The organism is Rhizobium sp. 62_C5_N11_2 (assembly GCF_051811185.1).
Classification (GTDB): domain Bacteria; phylum Pseudomonadota; class Alphaproteobacteria; order Rhizobiales; family Rhizobiaceae; genus Rhizobium; species Rhizobium leguminosarum.
Genome location: NZ_JBPWPW010000001.1, coordinates 424,192 through 442,501, shown reverse-complemented (window position 1 = coordinate 442,501; position 18,310 = coordinate 424,192). Strand labels below are relative to the sequence as shown.

The following is an 18,310-nucleotide window of genomic DNA, read 5'->3' as shown; positions in this document are numbered from 1 at the left end:
CGCGGCAGTGTAAGCGCATAAAGAAAAGGCAGCCAGAGGCTGCCTTGAATTTGGTGCTGTTCAACAAGAGCTCAGTCGATCAACGTCATGTTTCGGAGGCCAGAAGGCCCCAGGCCGCCTCGTTCATGTGCGACCCCCAAGATGGTTTCACCTTTGACAAACCTTTCTTAACGAAAGGTTTCCATGACAGGAGATTGATAGAGGGTGAAAGCTTGTAGTTTCCGATCGCTGTCAATCCTTCAGCTCATTTAGCCCGGCGAAGAACCGCAGCGCCTCGGGATTGGCGAGGGCTTCCTGGTTCTTCACCGGCCGGCCGTGAACGACCTCGCGCACGGCAAGCTCGACGATCTTGCCGGATTTGGTGCGGGGAATATCGGCAACCGCGATGATCTTCGCCGGCACATGCCGCGGCGAGGCGCCGGTGCGGACTCGCGTCTTGATCGCCTTGACGAGATCCTCCGTCAGCACCACACCGGGGGCAAGGCGAACGAAGAGGATGACGCGCACGTCGTCGTCCCACTCCTGGCCGATGCAGAGCGCCTCGGCCACCTCCTCCATCTGCTCGACCTGATTGTAGATCTCCGCCGTGCCGATGCGCACGCCGCCGGGATTGAGCGTCGCATCCGAGCGGCCGTGGATGATCAGGCCGCCATGCTCCGTCCATTCGGCGAAATCACCGTGGCACCAGACATTGTCGAACCGGTCGAAATAGGCGGCGCGATATTTGGCGCCATCAGGGTCGTTCCAGAACATCACCGGCATCGAGGGGAAGGCCTTGGTGCAGACGAGCTCACCCTTCTCCCCGCGCACCGGCTTGCCATCATCGTTCCAGACATCGACGGCAAGGCCGAGGCCGGCCCCCTGGATCTCGCCGCGCCAGACCGGCTGCAGCGGATTGCCGAGCACGAAGCAGGAGACGATATCGGTGCCGCCTGAGATCGAGGCGAGCTGCACGTCTTCCTTGATGCCCTCATAGACGAAGGTGAACCCCTCAGGCGACAGTGGCGAACCGGTGGAGGTCATCAGCCGCAGGCTGGAAAGATCGTGACTTGCGCGCGGCGTCAGCCCGCCCTTGCGCACCGCGTCGATATATTTCGCCGAGGTGCCGAAGATGGCAAATTTTTCGGCCTCGGCATAGTCAAACAGCACGTTGCCATCGGGGGCGAAGGGCGAGCCGTCGAACAGGCAGAGCGTTGCGCCGCTGGCGAGACCGCTGACCAGCCAGTTCCACATCATCCAGCCGCAGGTGGTAAAGTAGAACAGCTTCTCGCCCGCCTCCAGGCCGCAATGCAGCCGCTGCTCCTTCAGATGCTGCAGCAGCGTGCCGCCGGCCGAATGCACGATGCATTTCGGCACGCCTGTCGTGCCTGACGAAAAGAGGATGTAGAGCGGATGCGCGAAGCCAAGCCGCGTGAACTCGACTTCCCGTACCTCATAGGGCGCGACAAAGGCCTCAAGCGTTGAAGCCCCCGGCGTCTTGCGCGCCACTGCCTCCGCATCGCCGGCGTAGTGGACAATGATGGAGGGAACACCCAGGTTTTTTGTGACGGTGGCGACTTTGGCGCCGACATCCTGCAGCTTGCCGGAATACCAATAGGCATCGCAGGCGATGAACAGCCTCGGGCCGATCTGGCCGAAACGGTCGAGCACACCCTGCTCGCCGAAATCCGGCGAACAGGACGACCATATGGCGCCGATCGAGGCGGCGGCGAGCATGGCGGCGACGGTCTCCGGCATATTCGGCATCATGGCGGCGATGCGGTCGCCCTTGCCGATGCCGAGTGCTGAGAAGGCCTGCTGCAGCTTCGAGACCAGCGCGCGCAGCCGGTCCCACGACCAGCGGTCCTCGGCCTTATCCTCGCCGCGGAAGATGATCGCATCGCCGTCACCGCGACCAGACAGAAGGTTTTCGGCGAAGTTCAGCGTCGCATCGGGAAAGAAGCGGGCGTCCAGCATGCGATCGCCATTGGCAAGCACCTCTGCGCCGCGCTCTCCCTTCACGCCGCAGAAATCCCAGACGGTCGGCCAGAAATTCTCCCGCTCGGCCACCGACCATGCATGCAGATCCTCAAAGCCAGTAAGAGAAAGCCCGAAATCGGCATTGCAGCGTTCTATGAAGGCATGGATCGGGCTTTTTGCAACGGCATCCTCCGAGGGCACCCAAAGTGGTCTGTTATCCTGCATTCAATCCTCCTCCCCAATGCCGTCCTTATATCATGCTGCATTGCATTATAAAGCGCGGAACCGACGCGATCCGTCGCCTGGAGCATGATGCCGAAAAGTGTGAGAGGTTTTCGGACGACATCATGCTCCAATTATTTAATTGAAAGTGCTACAGCGTCCTTTACGCGTCTGAAAAGACGCGCGGCGCTGTAGGGGATTTGCATATGCCTGATATTTCCTATATCCGGCGAAATCAGCGCATAACGGGATGACCGGCTGAATTTGCCGGCGGAGATCATGAGCACGTCAAGACATCGCAGGTGGCGCAGGAAGATCGGACCCGTTTCGCGCTGGCTTCCGGCCTTCGCCCGCCTGTCGACGGTATTCCTGCTGATCGCGCTTGCGCTTTTCGTGGCGCTCAGGGTCGCCGCACCCTATCTCATCTCGACCGGCTTCGTGCGCTCCGGCATCGAGGACGCGCTGTCGAAATGGACGGGCTACCATGCCGAGATCAAGGGTAGTCCGGTTCTCGAATTCTGGCCGACGCCGCGCATCACACTGAACCAGATCAGCATCCGCCAACCGCGCGAAAGCGGCAACAAGCTGCTCGGCAGCATCGAAAGCTTGTCGGCCGATTTCAGCCTCATCGATGCGTTGCGAGGCCGGACGAGCTTCCACGAATTCCATCTGGTGCGCCCCAACCTGGCGCTGACGCGCGACGAGAGAGGGCTGATCGACTGGAGTTATGCCGGCCTGCTCGCACGCGCGATCAACGGCGTAGGCTCCGAAAACGGAGCTGAGGTGCTCGCTCCGGATCTCGATGCCGAGATCGGCGCAGTGACGGTTGAGGACGGCACGCTTGTGGTCACCGACATCAAGTCCGCCAAGACCTATCATTTCGAGAGCGTCACCGCAGATATCGCCTGGCCGAGGCTATCCGGCGCGATCTCGGCGGTCGTCATCGCCCGCATCAATGGCGAGGACCTGAAGGTCGATTTCGCCTCGCGCCAGCCGCTGCTCGCCTTTGCCGGCAGGAATGCCGAGACCCGGACGTCGCTCACATCAAACCTGTTGACCGCGCACTTCCAGGGGATTGCCAGCATCGCCAGCCTTTCGGCCCTTTCCGGCAATATCACCGCCAGCATTCCCGATGTGCCCGCACTGCTGACATGGTCGGGCAAATCGATCCCCGGCATCGCAACGTTGAAGAGCGCTTCGCTGGAATCCGACATCATGTCGTCGGGCAACGGGCTACGCTTCAACAATCTCAGTCTGTCGCTGAACGAAGCGAGTGCCACCGGCGTAATGGACCTTTTCACCCAGCCTGGAAAACGCCCGAAGATCGGCGGTACGCTCGCCTTCGACCAGATGAACCTCAAGCCCTTCCTCGATGCCTTCGCGCTCAGGCTCGCCGCCGGCGAGGCGGAGGAAATCTCCGCCGGCATAAGCGGGCCGCTGCGGGTGCTCGATGTCGACGTCAGGCTTTCGGCACGGCGCGCGCAGATGGGTCTCTTCGAGCTTTCCGACGTTGGCGCCAGCGTGATCGTTGCCGGCGGCGAAGCGAAATTCGATATTGGCGACAGCCAGTTCGAAGGCGGCGAGATGACCGCGCATCTGGAAGCGACGCAGCGCGACTTCGACGGCGGCGGCAAGCTGCAGCTGTCGATCCGCGATGCCGACTTCGCAGCCCTTGCCGAGCGCCTGCAGCTGAAGGGTCCGCTGCCGCTTGCGACAGGATCGCTCGATCTCGACCTACAGTCGCCGAAGGCGATCTGGACGACCGGCCTTACCGACGTCACCGGCAAGCTGCACTTCTGGACCAGGGAAGGCACGATCCCCGGCATTGATGCTGCGGCATTGCGCACCCAAGCAGCCGAAAAGCCGTTCTTTCCGTTGAGCGCGGCAGCAGGCGGCGCCTTCGCTTTCAACCAGCTAAACCTGCAGGCCGATTTCGCCAACGGCTCCGCCGAGATCCATGACGCCCACGTCGCCGGGCCTACACAGACACTGACGCTTTCCGGCATCATCACCTATCATTCGAACGGGCTGGCGCTTTCCGGATCGCTTGAGGCAACCGATCCGGCCAAGGCGGCGGAGCTGCCGCTTCTGCCGTTCTTCATCGGCGGCTCATGGCCGAACCCGGTGATCTCACCGGTTCCACTTTTCGGCAATACACCCCACGCGCAATGAAGCATGTCGCGCAAAAGTGTGCAGCGGTTTTGCGATAACGACATGCGTAAAATAGAGGTCTAAAGCGCGAGGAGCACGCGCTTTAGACCTCACGCGCCGGCGGCGGCCGCGCGCTCGTCCCTCTGTCGCTGCGTTTCGCGGCGCTTGGTGACGATCGAGGCGCAGATGACGCCGAAGGCGACGACACCGATCAGGATCGTGCACACCGCATTGATCTCGGGCGTCACGCCGAGGCGGACCTGGCTGTAGATCCTCATCGGCAGCGTGGTGGCGCCGGGCCCCGACGTGAAGCTCGCAATCACCAGATCGTCAAGCGACAGGGTGAAGGCCAGGATCCAGCCGGAGAGCACGGCTGGCGCGATGATCGGCAGGGTGATCTCGAAGAAGGTGCGCACCGGCGGCGCGCCGAGATCCTGGGCCGCTTCCTCGATCGAATGATCGAAACTCAGCAGGCGCGACTGCACGACGACGGCGACGAAGCACATGGTCAGCGTCGTATGCGCGAGCGTGATCGTCCAGAAGCCACGGTCGAGACCGATCGCCACAAAGAGCAACAGCAATGACAGGCCGGTGATGACCTCCGGCATGACGAGCGGGGCATAGACCATGCCCGAAAACAGCATCCGGCCGCGAAAGCGCGTGTAGCGCACCAATGTCAAGGCCGCCATCGTGCCGAGGATGGTTGCAAACGTTGCCGACAGCAGCCCGACGCGCAGCGTCACCCAGGCAGCATCGAGCAAGGCCTGATTGCTCATCAACGAGACATACCATTTCGTCGAGAAGCCGCCCCAGACGGTTACGAGTTTGGATTCGTTGAAGGAAAAAATGACGAGAAGCACGATCGGCAGATAGAGGAAGGCGAAGCCGAGTGTGACGGAGACGATGTTGAAACGGGTCCATTTCAGCATGGTTTATTTCCCCCGCTCTTCGGCTTTGGCCTGGACATTCTGGAAGAAGACGATCGGGATGACCAGGATCAGCAACAGGATGGTCGCCACCGCCGAGGAGACTGGCCAGTCGCGATTGGAATTGAACTCGTTCCACAGCGTCTTGCCGATCATCAGCGTCTGCGACCCGCCGAGCAGATCGGGTATGACGAATTCGCCGACGGCGGGGATGAAGACCAGCATACAACCGGCCACCACGCCGGGAATCGACAGCGGGAAGGTGACGCGCCAGAAGGCGGTGATCGGCGGGCAGCCGAGATCCTGGGCGGCTTCGATCAGCGTGCCGTCCATCTTCTCGAGCGCCGAATAAAGCGGCAGCACCATGAAGGGCAGATAGGAATAGACGATGCCGATATAGACGGCGGTATTGGTGTTGAGGATGATCAGCGGCGTATCGATCAGGTGCAGCGACAGCAGCAGCTGGTTGAACAGGCCCTCCGGCTTGAGGATGGCGATCCAGGCGTAGACGCGGATCAGGAAGCTCGTCCAAAAGGGCAGGATGACGAGCATCACCAGCGTCGGCCGCAGGCCACGTGGCGCCTGCGCCATGCCGTAGGCGATCGGATAGGCGATCAGCAGCGTCAGGAAGGTGGAGATCGCGGCGATCACCACGCTCGACACATAGGCGTTGAAATAGAGCGGGTCGTCGGTGAGGTAGGTGTAATTGTCGAGGGAGAATTCGCCGATCTTGCTTAAGAGGCCGGCCCAGCCGTCGGCGAAGGAGAAGACAGGCTCATAGGGCGGCATGGCGATCGCCGTCGTCGACATCGAAATGCGGAAGACGATGAAGAAAGGCGCCAGGAAGAAGAGCAGCAGCCAGGCGTAAGGGATGACGATGACGAGGCGATTGTAGAGGCCGGACGTGAACTTGCCCATGATGTCAATCCTTCAGCAGGACGCCGGCATTCTCGTCGAAGGAGACCCAGACTTCCTGATCGTAGGTGAAGGGGTCGTCGACGGAGCGCTGCGCATTGAGGGACGAGGCCTTGACGACGTTGCCGCTTTGCAATTTCACATGGAAGACGGTCATGTCGCCGAGATAGGCGATATCCCAGAGTTCGCCTTTGGCGGCGTTGACGGACGCATTGGCGGGAGCCGTGCGCCCGACCCGCATCTTTTCCGGCCGGATGGCGAAGCCGACGGCGCTGCCTGCGGAGGGCGTTTCGGCGGCAGCGACACGCACGCTGAAGCCGCTGTCGACTGATATCTCGACGGTGCCGTTGCCCGATGAGGCGACCTTGCCGTCGAAAATGTTCACATCGCCGATGAAATCCGCGACGAAGCGGCAATTCGGCGCCTCGTAGATTTCGGCCGGCGTCGCCACCTGCACGACTTTGCCGTGGCTCATGACGGCGATACGATCGGCCATGGTCATCGCCTCTTCCTGGTCGTGGGTGACGACGACGAAGGTGAGGCCGAGATTCTGCTGCAGGTCCATCAGCTCGAACTGGGTTTCCTCACGCAGCTTCTTGTCGAGCGCGCCGAGCGGTTCGTCGAGCAGCAGCACCTTCGGGCGCTTGGCGAGCGAGCGGGCCAGCGCGACGCGCTGGCGCTGGCCGCCGGAAAGCTGGTTCGGCTTGCGGGAGGCAAATTGCTCCAGCTTGACGAGCTTCAACATCTGCAAGACGCGGTCAGTCATCTCGTCCTTCGCCATGCCGTCCTGTTTCAGGCCGAAGGCGATGTTCTTCTCGACCGTCATGTGCGGGAAAAGCGCATAGGACTGGAACATCATGTTAACGGGACGCCGATAGGGCGGCGTGCCGGCCATGTCGGTGCCGTCCAGCACGATTTCGCCCGAGGTCGGCTGCTCGAAGCCGGCGAGCATGCGCAGAAGCGTCGACTTGCCGCAGCCGGAAGCGCCGAGCAGCGCGAAGAACTCGCGGTGATAGATGTCGAGCGACAGGTTATCGACTGCGGTGAAATCACCGAAACGCTTGGTGACGTTCTTGATTGATATGAAGGGCTTGGCGGACGGATCGGTCCAAGGTGCGAAAGAGCGGCGAATATTGCCTAGAGACTTCATATTGTTCCCCGAAAATACATTCTTTTGCTCCCGGTTTCACCCGGCCGGGATCGTCAAAAAAAGGCCCGGACGTTTCCGTCCGGGCCGTTATTCTATCATTGGCCGGTGACCACGGTGGTCCATAGCCGCGTCACGATCCGTTGCGTCTTCGGATCGAGCGGCGGAACGGTGAAGAGCTTCGCCATCACCTCGGGCGTCGGGTAGATCGCCGTATCGTCAAGGACCTCCTTGTCGAGGAACTGCTGCGAGGCCTTGTTGCCGTTGGCGTAGAAGACGAAGTTCGAGGCCTTGGCGATCACTTCCGGCTTCATCATGTAGTTGATGAATTCATGGGCTTCGGCGACATGCGGCGCATCCTTTGGAATGCCGAAGACGTCGAAGAAGATCTGGGCTCCCTGCGACGGGACCGAGTAGTCGACCTTTACGCCGGCATTGGCTTCCGCGGCACGGTCGCGGGCCTGGAACATGTCGCCGGAATAACCGAGCGCGATGCAGATATCGCCGTTCGCCAGCGCGCTGATATATTCGGACGAATGGAACTTGCGGACGAAGGGACGGACGGCCGTGAGAACCTCCTGCGCCTTCTTGAGATCGGCGGGATCGGTGCTGTTGGGATTGAGCCCGAGATAGGCGAGTACCGAGGGCACGACGTCGGTTGGGGAATCCAGCATATAGATGCCGCAATCCTTGAGTTTCGCCGCTTTCGCCGGATCGAACAACGCGTCCCAATTGGGCTTGTCGTCGGTGCCGAGGGCAGCCTTGACCTTGTCGACATTATAGCCGATGCCCGTCGTGCCCCACATGTAGTCGACGCTGTATTCATTGCCGGGGTCGAAGGACGCCACGCCCTTCATGATGACATCCCACATATTGACCAGGTTCGGCAGCTTCGACTTGTCGAGCTTCTGGTAGACGCCGGCGGCGATCTGGCGCTGCATGAAGGATACTGTGGGGACGACGACGTCATACCCCGAACCACCGGCCAAGAGCTTGGTTTCCAGCGTCTCGTTGGAATCGAAAGTGTCGTAGACGACCTTGATGCCGGTTTCCTTGGTGAAATCCTCGAGAATGGAACTGTCGATATAATCCGACCAGTTGTAGACGTTGACCACACGCTCCTGGGCAAAGGCCGGAGCGGCAGCAAGGAGTGCGGTAACGGCGGCGGCCGTCACGCATAGGATGGTTGACCTCATAACTTCTCCTGTTTGTTCAAAGATTCCGCACCCCCGGACATCTTTTCCCTCTGGTTTTCCACGCAGACTAAGAAGGAATTTCACAGCCCACAAGCGCAAAATCCTAGGCCCTCAATGATTTCACAATCACTGGAAGTCGAAGGCGCTGAGCCCCGCCACCATCTCGTCGAGCCCGAGCGGTCTCGTCACCGGCGGCTCGGCCCGGGAAAGGCAGCCGCGCCGCTCGCAAAGGCGACAGGCCGGACCGATGGCGACCGGATCGAGCGCCATCGCCTGCCCATAGACCACACCCTCGCCAAGGGCAGCGTCGCAGCCGATCAGGATTGCTGTGCGCCTGACCCTTTCGCCGAATTCGACGCTCGGTCCCTCCAGGGTGCGGGCGACCGTCAGGAAGGATGCACCGTCCGGCATGACCACCGTTTCGGCGAGGATCTGGCCCGGCTGCAGGAAAGCGGCGTGGATATTGAGCTTCGGACAGCCGCCGCCGAAACGGGCCTGCGGAAAGCCCTGGGCTCCTGCCCTGCGCAGCCGGTGGCCAGCGGCATCGATTTCGATCAGGAAGAAGGGAATGGCGGCCGCCCCGGGCCGCTGCAGCATGGCAAGGCGCGCGGCGGCATGGCCGAAGGAGACGCCGAAGCGCGCACGCAGAATATCGATATCGTAGCGCGTAGCCTTGGCCGCCGACAGAAAAGCTTCATAGGGCATTGTGAGCGCCAGCGCGGCGATGCGGGCAAGCTCGAAGCGGGCGATGCGGCGCGCCTCGGCGGAGGAGAGCGAGAGATCGGCGAGCTCGGCATCGATTGCCGGCAGCAAAGCGAGAGTCGCGGCCTCGATTGATATCTCATGCGCACGGTCGGCCTGTGACAGGCGCTCCGAGATGAAAAGCCGCATCGAATGCCGATCGAAACGGCGGCGCAGATCCGGCATCACATGGACCGGCAGGACACGCACCGCGATGCCGCGCTCGGAGCGCAGCCAATCCTTCAGCCCGGCGGCAAGATCGACGCCCCAGGGCAGCGTTGCGGCAAAGGCTTCCGCGGCCGTCTCGATCCGTCCGAAATAGCCGGACCTGCGCTCCAGCGCCTCTCGCACCTCGTCCAGCGGCAACCGGCCGGCAGCGACCGGCGCATGACCTTCGGCGGCCATCAGCACCGTCAGATCGGACAGCCTTGCCGCCTGCTCGCGATAGGCGCGGTAGAGCTTGATCATGCCGCTCGCGGCATTGGGTGCTGCCTCGGCCACCTCCACCAGTTCCTGGTCACCCGGCAACTCACCCGACAGCAGCGGATCGGCAAAGATCTCCTTGAGCTGGTCGAGACTGCCGCCGGTCTGCCCCCGCAACTCCTCCAGATCGACCCTATAGACGCTTGCAAGCTTGAGAAGGAGCTGCACCGTCAGCGGCCGCTGGTTGCGCTCGATCAGGTTCAGGTAGGACGGCGATATTTCAAGCGCCTCGGCCATGGCGGTCTGCGTCAGCGCCAGCGCATTGCGGATGCGCCTGACTTTCGGGCCTGCGAATATCTTTCGTTCCGCCATGTCACACCCTTTGACAAGGAAGGAGCGCTGTATTTACAAAATTTTACAAATTCACAGCGCCGCTCTGTCAATCCTCGTCATCTTAACCTCTTTCCGGGCAGGAAATCAAAGGTTTTTCTGGTCATAGCGGCTGATATTGTCAATCTTGTCATGCAGCACATTTGTCGGGCTTTTTAGTGAGGAGAGCAGCATGACGGATTTTTACAAGCTTGTTCCAAACGCATCAGCAGGCCGCTTCGACGGCATCGAGAGACCGTACTCGGCCGATGACGTGCGGCGGCTCAGAGGCTCGGTGGCGCTGCGCCATACGCTGGCCGAAATGGGGGCGGACCGGTTGTGGCGGCTCATTCATCAGGAGGATTTCGTCAATGCGCTCGGCGCACTTTCCGGTAACCAGGCCATGCAGATGGTGCGCGCCGGACTGAAGGCGATCTATCTCTCCGGCTGGCAGGTGGCGGCCGACGCCAATACGGCATCGGCGATGTATCCCGACCAGTCCCTCTATCCGGCCAATGCCGGTCCGGAACTGGCCAAACGCATCAACCGCACACTGCAGCGCGCCGATCAGATCGAGACTGCGGAAGCCCAGGGACTTTCCGTCGAGACCTGGTTCGCACCGATCGTTGCCGATGCGGAGGCGGGCTTCGGCGGACCGCTCAACGCCTTCGAAATCATGAAGGCCTATATCGAGGCGGGTGCCGCGGGCGTTCACTTCGAGGACCAGCTCGCCTCGGAGAAGAAATGCGGTCATCTCGGCGGCAAAGTGCTGATCCCGACGGCCGCCCATATCCGCAATCTCGATGCCGCGCGACTTGCTGCCGACGTCATGGGCGTTGCGACGCTGGTCATCGCCCGCACCGACGCGGAAGCGGCAAAGCTCTTGACGTCAGACATCGACGAGCGCGACCAGCCCTTCGTCGACTATGATGCCGGCCGCACAGTCGAAGGTTTCTATCAGGTGCGAAACGGCATCGAGCCCTGTATCGCACGCGCCGTCGCCTATGCGCCGCATTGCGATCTCATCTGGTGCGAGACCTCGAAGCCGGACCTCGATCAGGCACGGCGCTTTGCCGAAGGCGTGCACAAGGTCCACCCCGGCAAGCTGCTCGCCTATAATTGCTCGCCTTCCTTCAACTGGAAGAAGAACCTCGACGAGGCGACGATTGCGCGGTTCCAGCGCGAACTCGGCGCGATGGGCTACAAGTTCCAGTTCATCACGCTCGCCGGCTTCCACCAGCTGAACTACGGCATGTACGAACTGGCGCGCGGCTACCGGCAGCGGCAGATGTCGGCCTATTCCGAGCTGCAGCAGGCGGAATTCGCCGCCGAGGTCAATGGCTACACCGCGACCAAACATCAGCGCGAGGTCGGCACGGGCTATTTCGACGCCGTCTCGCTCGCCATCACCGGAGGCCGGTCTTCGACGACAGCGATGCACGGCTCGACCGAACATGCGCAGTTCAAACCGGCTGCGGAATAACTCGAAGAGGAGGAGAAGATCATGGCATCCATAACACGCGTCAGGGAACGGGCCGAGGAGCAGGCAAGCAGCATGAGCGAGGATCAGCAGACGACGATCCGCATGCTCGCCAACGACCTGCATCGGCTGAACCAATCGGTCATGAAGGCCGTCGAGGCCGGTGTCTCGGTCGAACTGGTGCGTTCGGCCCGTCATCACGGCGGCGACGGCCACTGGGGCGACCTGCTGATCCCCGTCGTCGTCACCAACCGGCATTGACGAAGACCGACCAGCGGCGGGGTCGATGACGTCGGCCCGCTTCTTCAATCGCCGCGCGACCTATCGGGCGCGCGGCGCTTTACGTCTCCAGTTAATGCAGCCGTGGTCCCAAACCGCTGCACAGTTTTGGGCGACACGCTCTAGCCTCGACTCGGTCGTTTCCCGGCGAAGAGATCGGCATAACTTTTGATGAGCTTGGTCATGCGGTCGGCGACCGTGCGGATCTCCGGGCGATGGCGGTCCTCGGCATTCATGACGATCCATTGCCGGTGGCGCAATTCCGGCAACTCGCCGCCCTGCCGCTGCAATTCAGGATGGAGATCGCCGACGAAACAGGGAAGCACGGTCTTGCCGGCGCCGGCGCGCACCAGATCCGGCAGCGAACGCGGCCGATTAACCGTGGCGACGATCCCTGTTGCGGCATGGGCGTGTGGCCAGCGCAGATAGGCCGATATCGCCTCCTCCTCGGCGACTGCAATCCAGCGCTCGTCGGTCTCGGCGGCGTTGCGTCTGATATAGACGGCATAGGCCACCTCCCCGAGCTGACGTGCGGCGAGATTGGCCTCCTCGGGCTCGAAGGCGCGAATACCGATATCGCTCTCGCGATAGGCAAGGCTTGCCCGCGCCTCGCCGATGGTGAGCGAAATGGCGAAGGCATCGCCCGGCATGCGGATTGCGGCGAAATTCTCGGTCAGCAACCAAGCGAGCCAGGTGCCGGCGGTGACCCTGACGGTCGTGCCGCCCTCGCCGGATTGCCGCCACGCCGCCACCTTGCGGGCGGCGGCCTCCATCTCATGAAGGTGATCGAGCAGCGCCTGGCCATCCTGGGTCAGACGGTATCCCGTCTGGCTGCGCGAAAACAATGCGCGGCCGATCTCCTGCTCGAGATCGAGCATGCGCCGGCCGACGGTCGCAGGACTGAGCCCGCTTACGGTGCTTGCCCCCGTCAGCCCGCCGAGCCGGGCCACCTGCAGGAAAAGCTGATAGGAATCCCAACTTGCGTTTTTCATCGCTGAAAAACATAGCGGGATTATCCCCGTTTATAAAGACAAATTCGACGCCTAGATCAGGTGATGTCTGACACAGGAAAGGACATCGTCATGATCGACATGATCACCATCGCAGGTACCATCGGCTATCGGCACTCTCCCAAGCGATGCGGTTGCAAGGCGGAGGAGGATAGATTCTATGCCGAGTTCGGAAACAGCAGCCTCATTGGCTTCGCCGGCTGGCTGACGTCGCTCGATCTCAACCTGGGAAGGCGCCGCAAGGCCGCGGCGCAATCTCGTGGCAGCTGCGGCTGCGCGGTTCAGGCGACTTTTCTTGCCGCGAGATGAGCCGGTGCGGTTTCTGCGACGATGCGGAACCGCTCGATCAGCGCCATCAGCGTATCGGCCTCGCCGGCGAGCAGGCGGCTTGCCTGCGTCGTCTCGGCAACCATCGACGCGTTCTTCTGGGTCATCTGGTCCATGGCGTTGACCGAACCGTTGACTTCCTGCAGTGCGGCCGACTGATCGCGGCTGGCGGTGGCGATGGTCTCGACATGGCCGCTGATTGCGATGATCTCCTGGCTGATCGAGGCAAGGACGCTGCCGGTCTTCTGGACCAGTTCGGAACCTGCCGTCACTTCCCGGCTCGATGTCTCGATCAGCGACTTGATCTCGCGCGCCGCATCGGCAGAACGCTGGGCGAGTTCGCGGACTTCCTGGGCGACGACGGCAAAACCCTTGCCCGCCTCGCCGGCGCGTGCCGCCTCGATGCCGGCGTTCAGCGCCAGAAGATTGGTCTGGAAGGCGATGTCGTCGATCACCTCGATGATCTGCTCGATGCGCTGCGAGGCCTGCTCGATGCGCTCCATGGCGGAGACGGCGTCGCCGACGACGGCGCCGGAATTGTCGGCGGTCTTCTTGGTCGCGGCCACGACATTGTTGGCTTCCCGGGCACGCTCGGCGGAGGAACGAACCGTCACGGTGATCTCCTCCACCGCGGCCGCAGTCTCCTCAAGGCTCGCCGCCTGCGCCTCGGTGCGCTTCGAAAGTTCGCCGGCAGAGGCGGAGACGGCGCCGCTGTTGCGCTGGATGCTCGAGGCGCTGTCGCGGATGCCGGACAGCGTATCCTGGAGTCGCAAAAGCGAAGCGTTGAAATCGACGCGCAACTGCTCCAACCGGCCGACGAAAGGCGTGCCGATCGTCTGCGAGACGTCGCCCTGCGACAGGCGCCCGAGGCCGGCGGCAAGCTGATTGACGGCAAAGTCGATCTGGCCGTCGAGCGAGCGCTTGTCGGCATCGTTCCTGGCGCGTTCGGCATCGCTCAAGGCGCGCTGTTCGGCAGCCTGGGTTTCCAGATCGCGCCTTGCGCGGGCGCTGTCGCGGAAAAGCGCCAGAGCCCGGCCGATATCGCCGAACTCGTTCTTCTTTTCGATACAGGGGATCGCTCCTTCGAGATCGCCCGAGGAAATCGAGTGCACGCTCGTCGTCAGCGCCTGCAAAGGCTTCACCGACAGGCGGATCGCATAGAAGGCGAGAACGCCGACGATCAGCATGACGATGGCGCCGACGCCGAGGACCAGCATCTGCAGCTCATACATGCGCTGGTAATAGAGCTCCATCGGAATGCCGATGAAGAGAATGCCGACATTGGCGCTCGAGGCGTTTTTGATCGGGAAATAACCGGTCATGAACTTGCGGCCGAAAAGCTCCGCCGGACCATAATAGGCTTCACCCCTGGCGAGGACCGGCTGGGCCGGGTGCTCGGCGACCAGCTTGGTGCCGACGGCGCGGTCGCCGTTTTCCTTCTTGACGTTTGTGGATATGCGGACGTAGTCGCCGCCCTGCTTTTGGAAGATGGTTGCGACACCGGCGATCGACTGCGCGGTGCGGTCGACCAGCGAATGATCGGCAAGGGCCGGAATGGCGTCTTCGGTGACGGCGGAGAGCTGATTGTCCTTCAGCTCGATCTTTGCAGCCTGATCAGCTGCGCCGTAGAGGACAGCCATCGCACGGGCGGCGTCCTTCGCGTCGGAGACGGCCCCGTCCATGACCTGATGGCTCAGATTGTAATAGGTCACGCCGACGATGGCGGCCGTGCTTATGGCCAGCAGAAACAGCGTGATCGCAACGATCTGGCGTACGATCGACGTAGAGAAAAGGCGCAGCATCGAGACCCCCGGAAGATAAACCAAGGTTAAATTAGACTAAAAGCGTTAAGGAAGATTCTCCGCAAATCAGGGCTGTCGGAGATATTCATCGTCTCGTTTCCGAGCATTTTCCGACTATCCCGGCGTGATAAGCTGCGGGCATTCGACCTATTCTTCCATCGTTCAAATCTTCTCAATCGAGGCGCTGTTTTGCAGAATAAATAGAAATGGCCCCGGAAAGTCCGGGGCCGTTCGCATGAAGACGGATCGATCGATGATCAGGCGGCGCGGTAGACTGGTGCTGCGGCCGCCTCGCCGTCGATCTTGAACTGCTGGATGAGCCGGCGCAGCGAATCGGCCTCGTCGGCCAGCTCGCGGCTGGCGGCGGTTGTTTCCTCCACCATGGCGGCGTTTTGCTGCGTCATCTGATCCATCTGGTTGACGGTCGCGTTGACGCTCTGCAGCGCGTTGGACTGGTCGTGGCTGGCGCGAGCGATCATCTCGACATGCTGGCTGATCGTGACGATCTGGGCGCTGATCTTGGCGAGCACCGTGCCGGTCTCCTGCACGAATTGCGAGCCGGAATTGACCTCGTTGGTCGACTTGTTGATCAGCCCCTTGATCTCCTGTGCCGCAGCGGCGGAGCGCTGGGCCAGTTCGCGGACCTCCATCGCGACCACCGCGAAGCCCTTGCCGGCTTCACCGGCGCGCGCCGCCTCGATGCCGGCGTTGAGCGCCAGGAGGTTGGTCTGGAAGGCGATCTCGTCGATGACGCCGATGATCTGCTCGATCTGGCGCGAGGCATCCTCGATGCGGCCCATTGCGTCGATCGCATTGCTGACGACGACGGCAGAATCGTCGGCGCTGCGCTTGGCCTGGCGGACGATCTGGTCGGCATCCTTGGCGCGCTCGGCCGACGAACGGACCGTGACGGTGATTTCATCGACGGCAGCCGCGGTCTCTTCGAGCGAGGCAGCCTGCTGTTCGGTGCGCTTGGAGAGGTCCTCGGCCGACTGGGCCATCTGGTTGCCGTTGCCCTGGATCAGCTCGACATTGTCGCGGATCTGGCTCATCGTCGCCTGCAGGCGCATCATCGAACCGTTGAAATCCTGGCGCAGCTGTTCGAGACGGCCAATGAAGGGCGTTTCGATCGTCGTCGAGATATCGCCCTGCGACATGCGTTCGAGGCCGGCGGCGAGCGCATTGACCGCAAATTCGATCTGACGATCCATCTCGCGCTTTTCGGCGTCGTTGCGCTGGCGCTCATGTTCGGCGGCGGCGCGTTCCTCGTCGCTCTGCTCCTCGATGCGGATTTTCGAGATGGCATTTTCCTTGAAGATGCCGAGCGCGCGGGCCATGTCGCCGATTTCGTCGTGGCGCTGCTCGCCGGAGATGCTGGTATCCAGCGCGCCTTCGGCGATGCGCCGCATAGCGGCGGTGATATGGCTGATCGGGCGCTGCAGCGTCAGCACCAGGGCAATGCCGCCGAGGATCGACAGCAGGATGCCGAGACCGGTGGTCATGACGGAGATGCTGTTTGCCTGGGTGCGCTCGGTGCCGGCCGTCTGCTTCTGCAGCTCGGCGAAATCGGTCAGCTTTTTCCAGATCTGGTCGAGTTCCTGGCGGGCCGCGGCATAGGCTGTGACACGCTCGCCGATCGTGTCGACGATCTTCGAGCCGCCGCCGGAAATGATGTCGAGCGCCGGCTGGATCGCGCCTGATATGCCTTCGGCAAAACCCATGCCCTTGGCGCTGGTGATCAGCACCTGCATGTCCTTACCGAGCGTGCCGGCCTGCTGCTGCAGGCGCACGAGATTTTCCTTGCTGGAATCGGCGAGAAAGTCGGAAAGAACGATCTGCAGCGAATAGACGGAATTTTCGAGACGCCTCGTATCCTGCAAGACCGAGTTGGCCTGGGCAATCCGGCCGTCGAGCGCGGCGAATTCCTGGGTCGCGTCACGCATTTTCTGCGTGGCGGTCAGCTGCGTATAGGTCGAGGTCTGGCGGAAGCGCGAAACGAGACGGCCGAGTTCGGTGGCGGTCTCGTCGGTCGGATTGGGCGTCTGGACGATCGTCTTGATGCCGTCGATGGTCGCAGCCAGCGCGTCGATGACATTCTTCTGATTGCTCGGAACCGAGATGGCGATCAGACGCTGCGATTTGATGATCTCCGGCATCTGTTCGTTGATGAAGGCGATCTTGTCCTGCGGTGTCTGCGGCTTGCTGAAGCCGCTGGCGACGGTGCCAAGAAAATCGCCGCCCTTCAGCAAACGGTCGGCCGTGCGAAGGGTGCTGGTGGCGGCGCTCTCGTCGCTCTGGACGGTGCTCTGCAATTCCTCGGCCTGGTAGGACACGGTAAAGCGGGTGCTGATCACGCTCTTCTGCGCTGCGTCGATCTGCTCATGCAATGCCTGCTCCTGCTCGTGCAGCGCCCAGAGCTTGTCGACGACGCCCGAAATGTCCTTGGTGCGGCGCGATGCCTCCGCAAGGCTGTCGCGACCGGCGGCCTCTTCACCGACCTGGTTCAGCGTCTGGTCGAGCACGCCTTGCTGGGTCTTCAGATCCGCGAGCAGCTTGTCGCGCGCCTCAGGGCTGGTGACGCGCAGGAAATCATCCATCGAACCATAGAGATCCTTGAACCCGCTGAGCGACTGCAGCACGCTGTTGGATATTTCCATGCGGCCCTGCAGAAGTCCCGAAGCGTAGAGGCCCGTCAGGCCCACCGCCGAAATGGTGACGACGAAAGGCAGAACGAAGATCAGGACTTTCGTCTTGATCCTGAAGCGGGAAAGAATCTTGTCAATCAACATGGCGTTCCGGGCCTTTCATACACCACTCCTCCCGCAGGCAGCCACATGGCGCCAGCCGGGTGCACATCGAGCTATTCTTAATTACATTGGGGAACCCGGAGGCCAGGCGGCAGTCATTGCCAGTTCATGTCCAAACAACTTGGAGATGCCCAAATATTCGCGAGCAATTGTGTCAGATTAGATATTAATTTTCGGATAAGCTGTTATGGCGCGTTAAGCCAAGGCAGTGAAATAGTTGCAAATTATGGGCCGCGACGCCGCGGTGCGACAATAGCCACGTCGCAACGTTCGTTCCAGGTCTGCGGACGGGATCAGATGAAGTGCGAGAGCAGCAGCGCGATGCTGGCGGCGGTGGCGCCGGCTGCAAGCATCAGATAACGCAGGGCGACCATTCGAGCGTTCGGCTTTGCCTCGGCAATTGCGATGGCGCGGGCGCGTCGTGTGTTTCTGGTCATGGTCGAAACCTCACTTCTCTCTGACACAACAACAATCCAACAAATCGGCTTGCCGGTAAAGCTTAATTTAGGAACGACCTTACAAACCGCCAATTGAGACAGGATGGCGCACCTCTATT

The 18,310-nt window shown here is 61.7% G+C and carries 14 protein-coding genes; 4 read left to right on the top strand and 10 right to left on the bottom strand.

What is annotated here, in order from left to right:
• Positions 1-231: 231 nt before the first annotated feature.
• Positions 232-2,184 carry an acetoacetate--CoA ligase gene (locus AB8B31_RS02210; protein ID WP_131703051.1) on the bottom strand — a complete coding sequence of 651 codons (1,953 nt, stop codon included), beginning with the start codon at positions 2,182-2,184 and terminating at the stop codon, positions 232-234.
• Between the two features lie 276 nt (positions 2,185-2,460).
• On the opposite strand from AB8B31_RS02210, the gene AB8B31_RS02205 reads away from it, so the two are divergent.
• Entirely contained in the window at positions 2,461-4,353 is a 1,893-nt protein-coding gene (locus tag AB8B31_RS02205; protein WP_131703052.1) for an AsmA family protein, read from the top strand.
• Positions 4,354-4,442: 89 nt separating this feature from the next.
• On the opposite strand, the gene AB8B31_RS02200 is transcribed toward AB8B31_RS02205, so the two are convergent.
• The 5 genes from AB8B31_RS02200 to AB8B31_RS02180 form a co-directional block, all read right to left on the bottom strand.
• The gene (locus AB8B31_RS02200; protein ID WP_128405326.1) at positions 4,443-5,261 is read right to left on the bottom strand and encodes an ABC transporter permease; all 819 of its coding nucleotides are present in this window, start codon (positions 5,259-5,261) and stop codon (positions 4,443-4,445) included.
• Positions 5,262-5,264: 3 nt separating this feature from the next.
• Positions 5,265-6,176 (bottom strand): ABC transporter permease subunit, encoded by a 912-nt coding sequence (locus tag AB8B31_RS02195; RefSeq protein ID WP_018244859.1) that lies wholly within the window; start codon positions 6,174-6,176, stop codon positions 5,265-5,267.
• A gap of 4 nt (positions 6,177-6,180) precedes the next feature.
• Positions 6,181-7,323 (bottom strand): ABC transporter ATP-binding protein, encoded by a 1,143-nt coding sequence (locus AB8B31_RS02190; RefSeq protein WP_027685945.1) that lies wholly within the window; start codon positions 7,321-7,323, stop codon positions 6,181-6,183.
• A gap of 95 nt (positions 7,324-7,418) precedes the next feature.
• Positions 7,419-8,516: a polyamine ABC transporter substrate-binding protein gene (locus AB8B31_RS02185; protein ID WP_018244858.1), complete on the bottom strand. Its 1,098-nt coding sequence runs from the start codon at positions 8,514-8,516 to the stop codon at positions 7,419-7,421.
• A 126-nt stretch (positions 8,517-8,642) separates the two neighbouring features.
• Positions 8,643-10,052 (bottom strand): helix-turn-helix domain-containing protein, encoded by a 1,410-nt coding sequence (locus AB8B31_RS02180; protein WP_130658401.1) that lies wholly within the window; start codon positions 10,050-10,052, stop codon positions 8,643-8,645.
• A 190-nt stretch (positions 10,053-10,242) separates the two neighbouring features.
• On the opposite strand from AB8B31_RS02180, the gene aceA reads away from it, so the two are divergent.
• On the top strand, positions 10,243-11,532 hold the full coding sequence (aceA, locus tag AB8B31_RS02175; RefSeq protein WP_130658400.1) for an isocitrate lyase: 1,290 nt from the start codon (positions 10,243-10,245) through the stop codon (positions 11,530-11,532).
• Between the two features lie 21 nt (positions 11,533-11,553).
• Positions 11,554-11,790 (top strand): SMc00767 family acetate metabolism repressor, encoded by a 237-nt coding sequence (locus AB8B31_RS02170; protein ID WP_003545603.1) that lies wholly within the window; start codon positions 11,554-11,556, stop codon positions 11,788-11,790.
• A gap of 140 nt (positions 11,791-11,930) precedes the next feature.
• Here AB8B31_RS02170 and AB8B31_RS02165 read toward each other — a convergent pair whose 3' ends face one another.
• Positions 11,931-12,800: a LysR family transcriptional regulator gene (locus tag AB8B31_RS02165; protein WP_131703053.1), complete on the bottom strand. Its 870-nt coding sequence runs from the start codon at positions 12,798-12,800 to the stop codon at positions 11,931-11,933.
• Between the two features lie 90 nt (positions 12,801-12,890).
• Between AB8B31_RS02165 and AB8B31_RS02160 the strand changes: the two genes are divergently transcribed.
• Entirely contained in the window at positions 12,891-13,127 is a 237-nt protein-coding gene (locus AB8B31_RS02160) for a hypothetical protein (RefSeq protein WP_131703054.1), read from the top strand.
• On the opposite strand, the gene AB8B31_RS02155 is transcribed toward AB8B31_RS02160, so the two are convergent.
• The 3 genes from AB8B31_RS02155 to AB8B31_RS02145 form a co-directional block, all read right to left on the bottom strand.
• A complete protein-coding gene (locus AB8B31_RS02155) occupies positions 13,100-14,947 on the bottom strand; it encodes a methyl-accepting chemotaxis protein (protein WP_131703055.1) in 1,848 nt (615 codons plus the stop codon). The two genes, AB8B31_RS02160 and AB8B31_RS02155, sit on opposite strands and share 28 nt — an antisense overlap.
• Positions 14,948-15,204: 257 nt before the next feature.
• Positions 15,205-17,736: a methyl-accepting chemotaxis protein gene (locus tag AB8B31_RS02150; RefSeq protein ID WP_131703056.1), complete on the bottom strand. Its 2,532-nt coding sequence runs from the start codon at positions 17,734-17,736 to the stop codon at positions 15,205-15,207.
• A gap of 311 nt (positions 17,737-18,047) precedes the next feature.
• Entirely contained in the window at positions 18,048-18,191 is a 144-nt protein-coding gene (locus tag AB8B31_RS02145) for a hypothetical protein (RefSeq protein WP_003556626.1), read from the bottom strand.
• Positions 18,192-18,310: the final 119 nt, after the last annotated feature.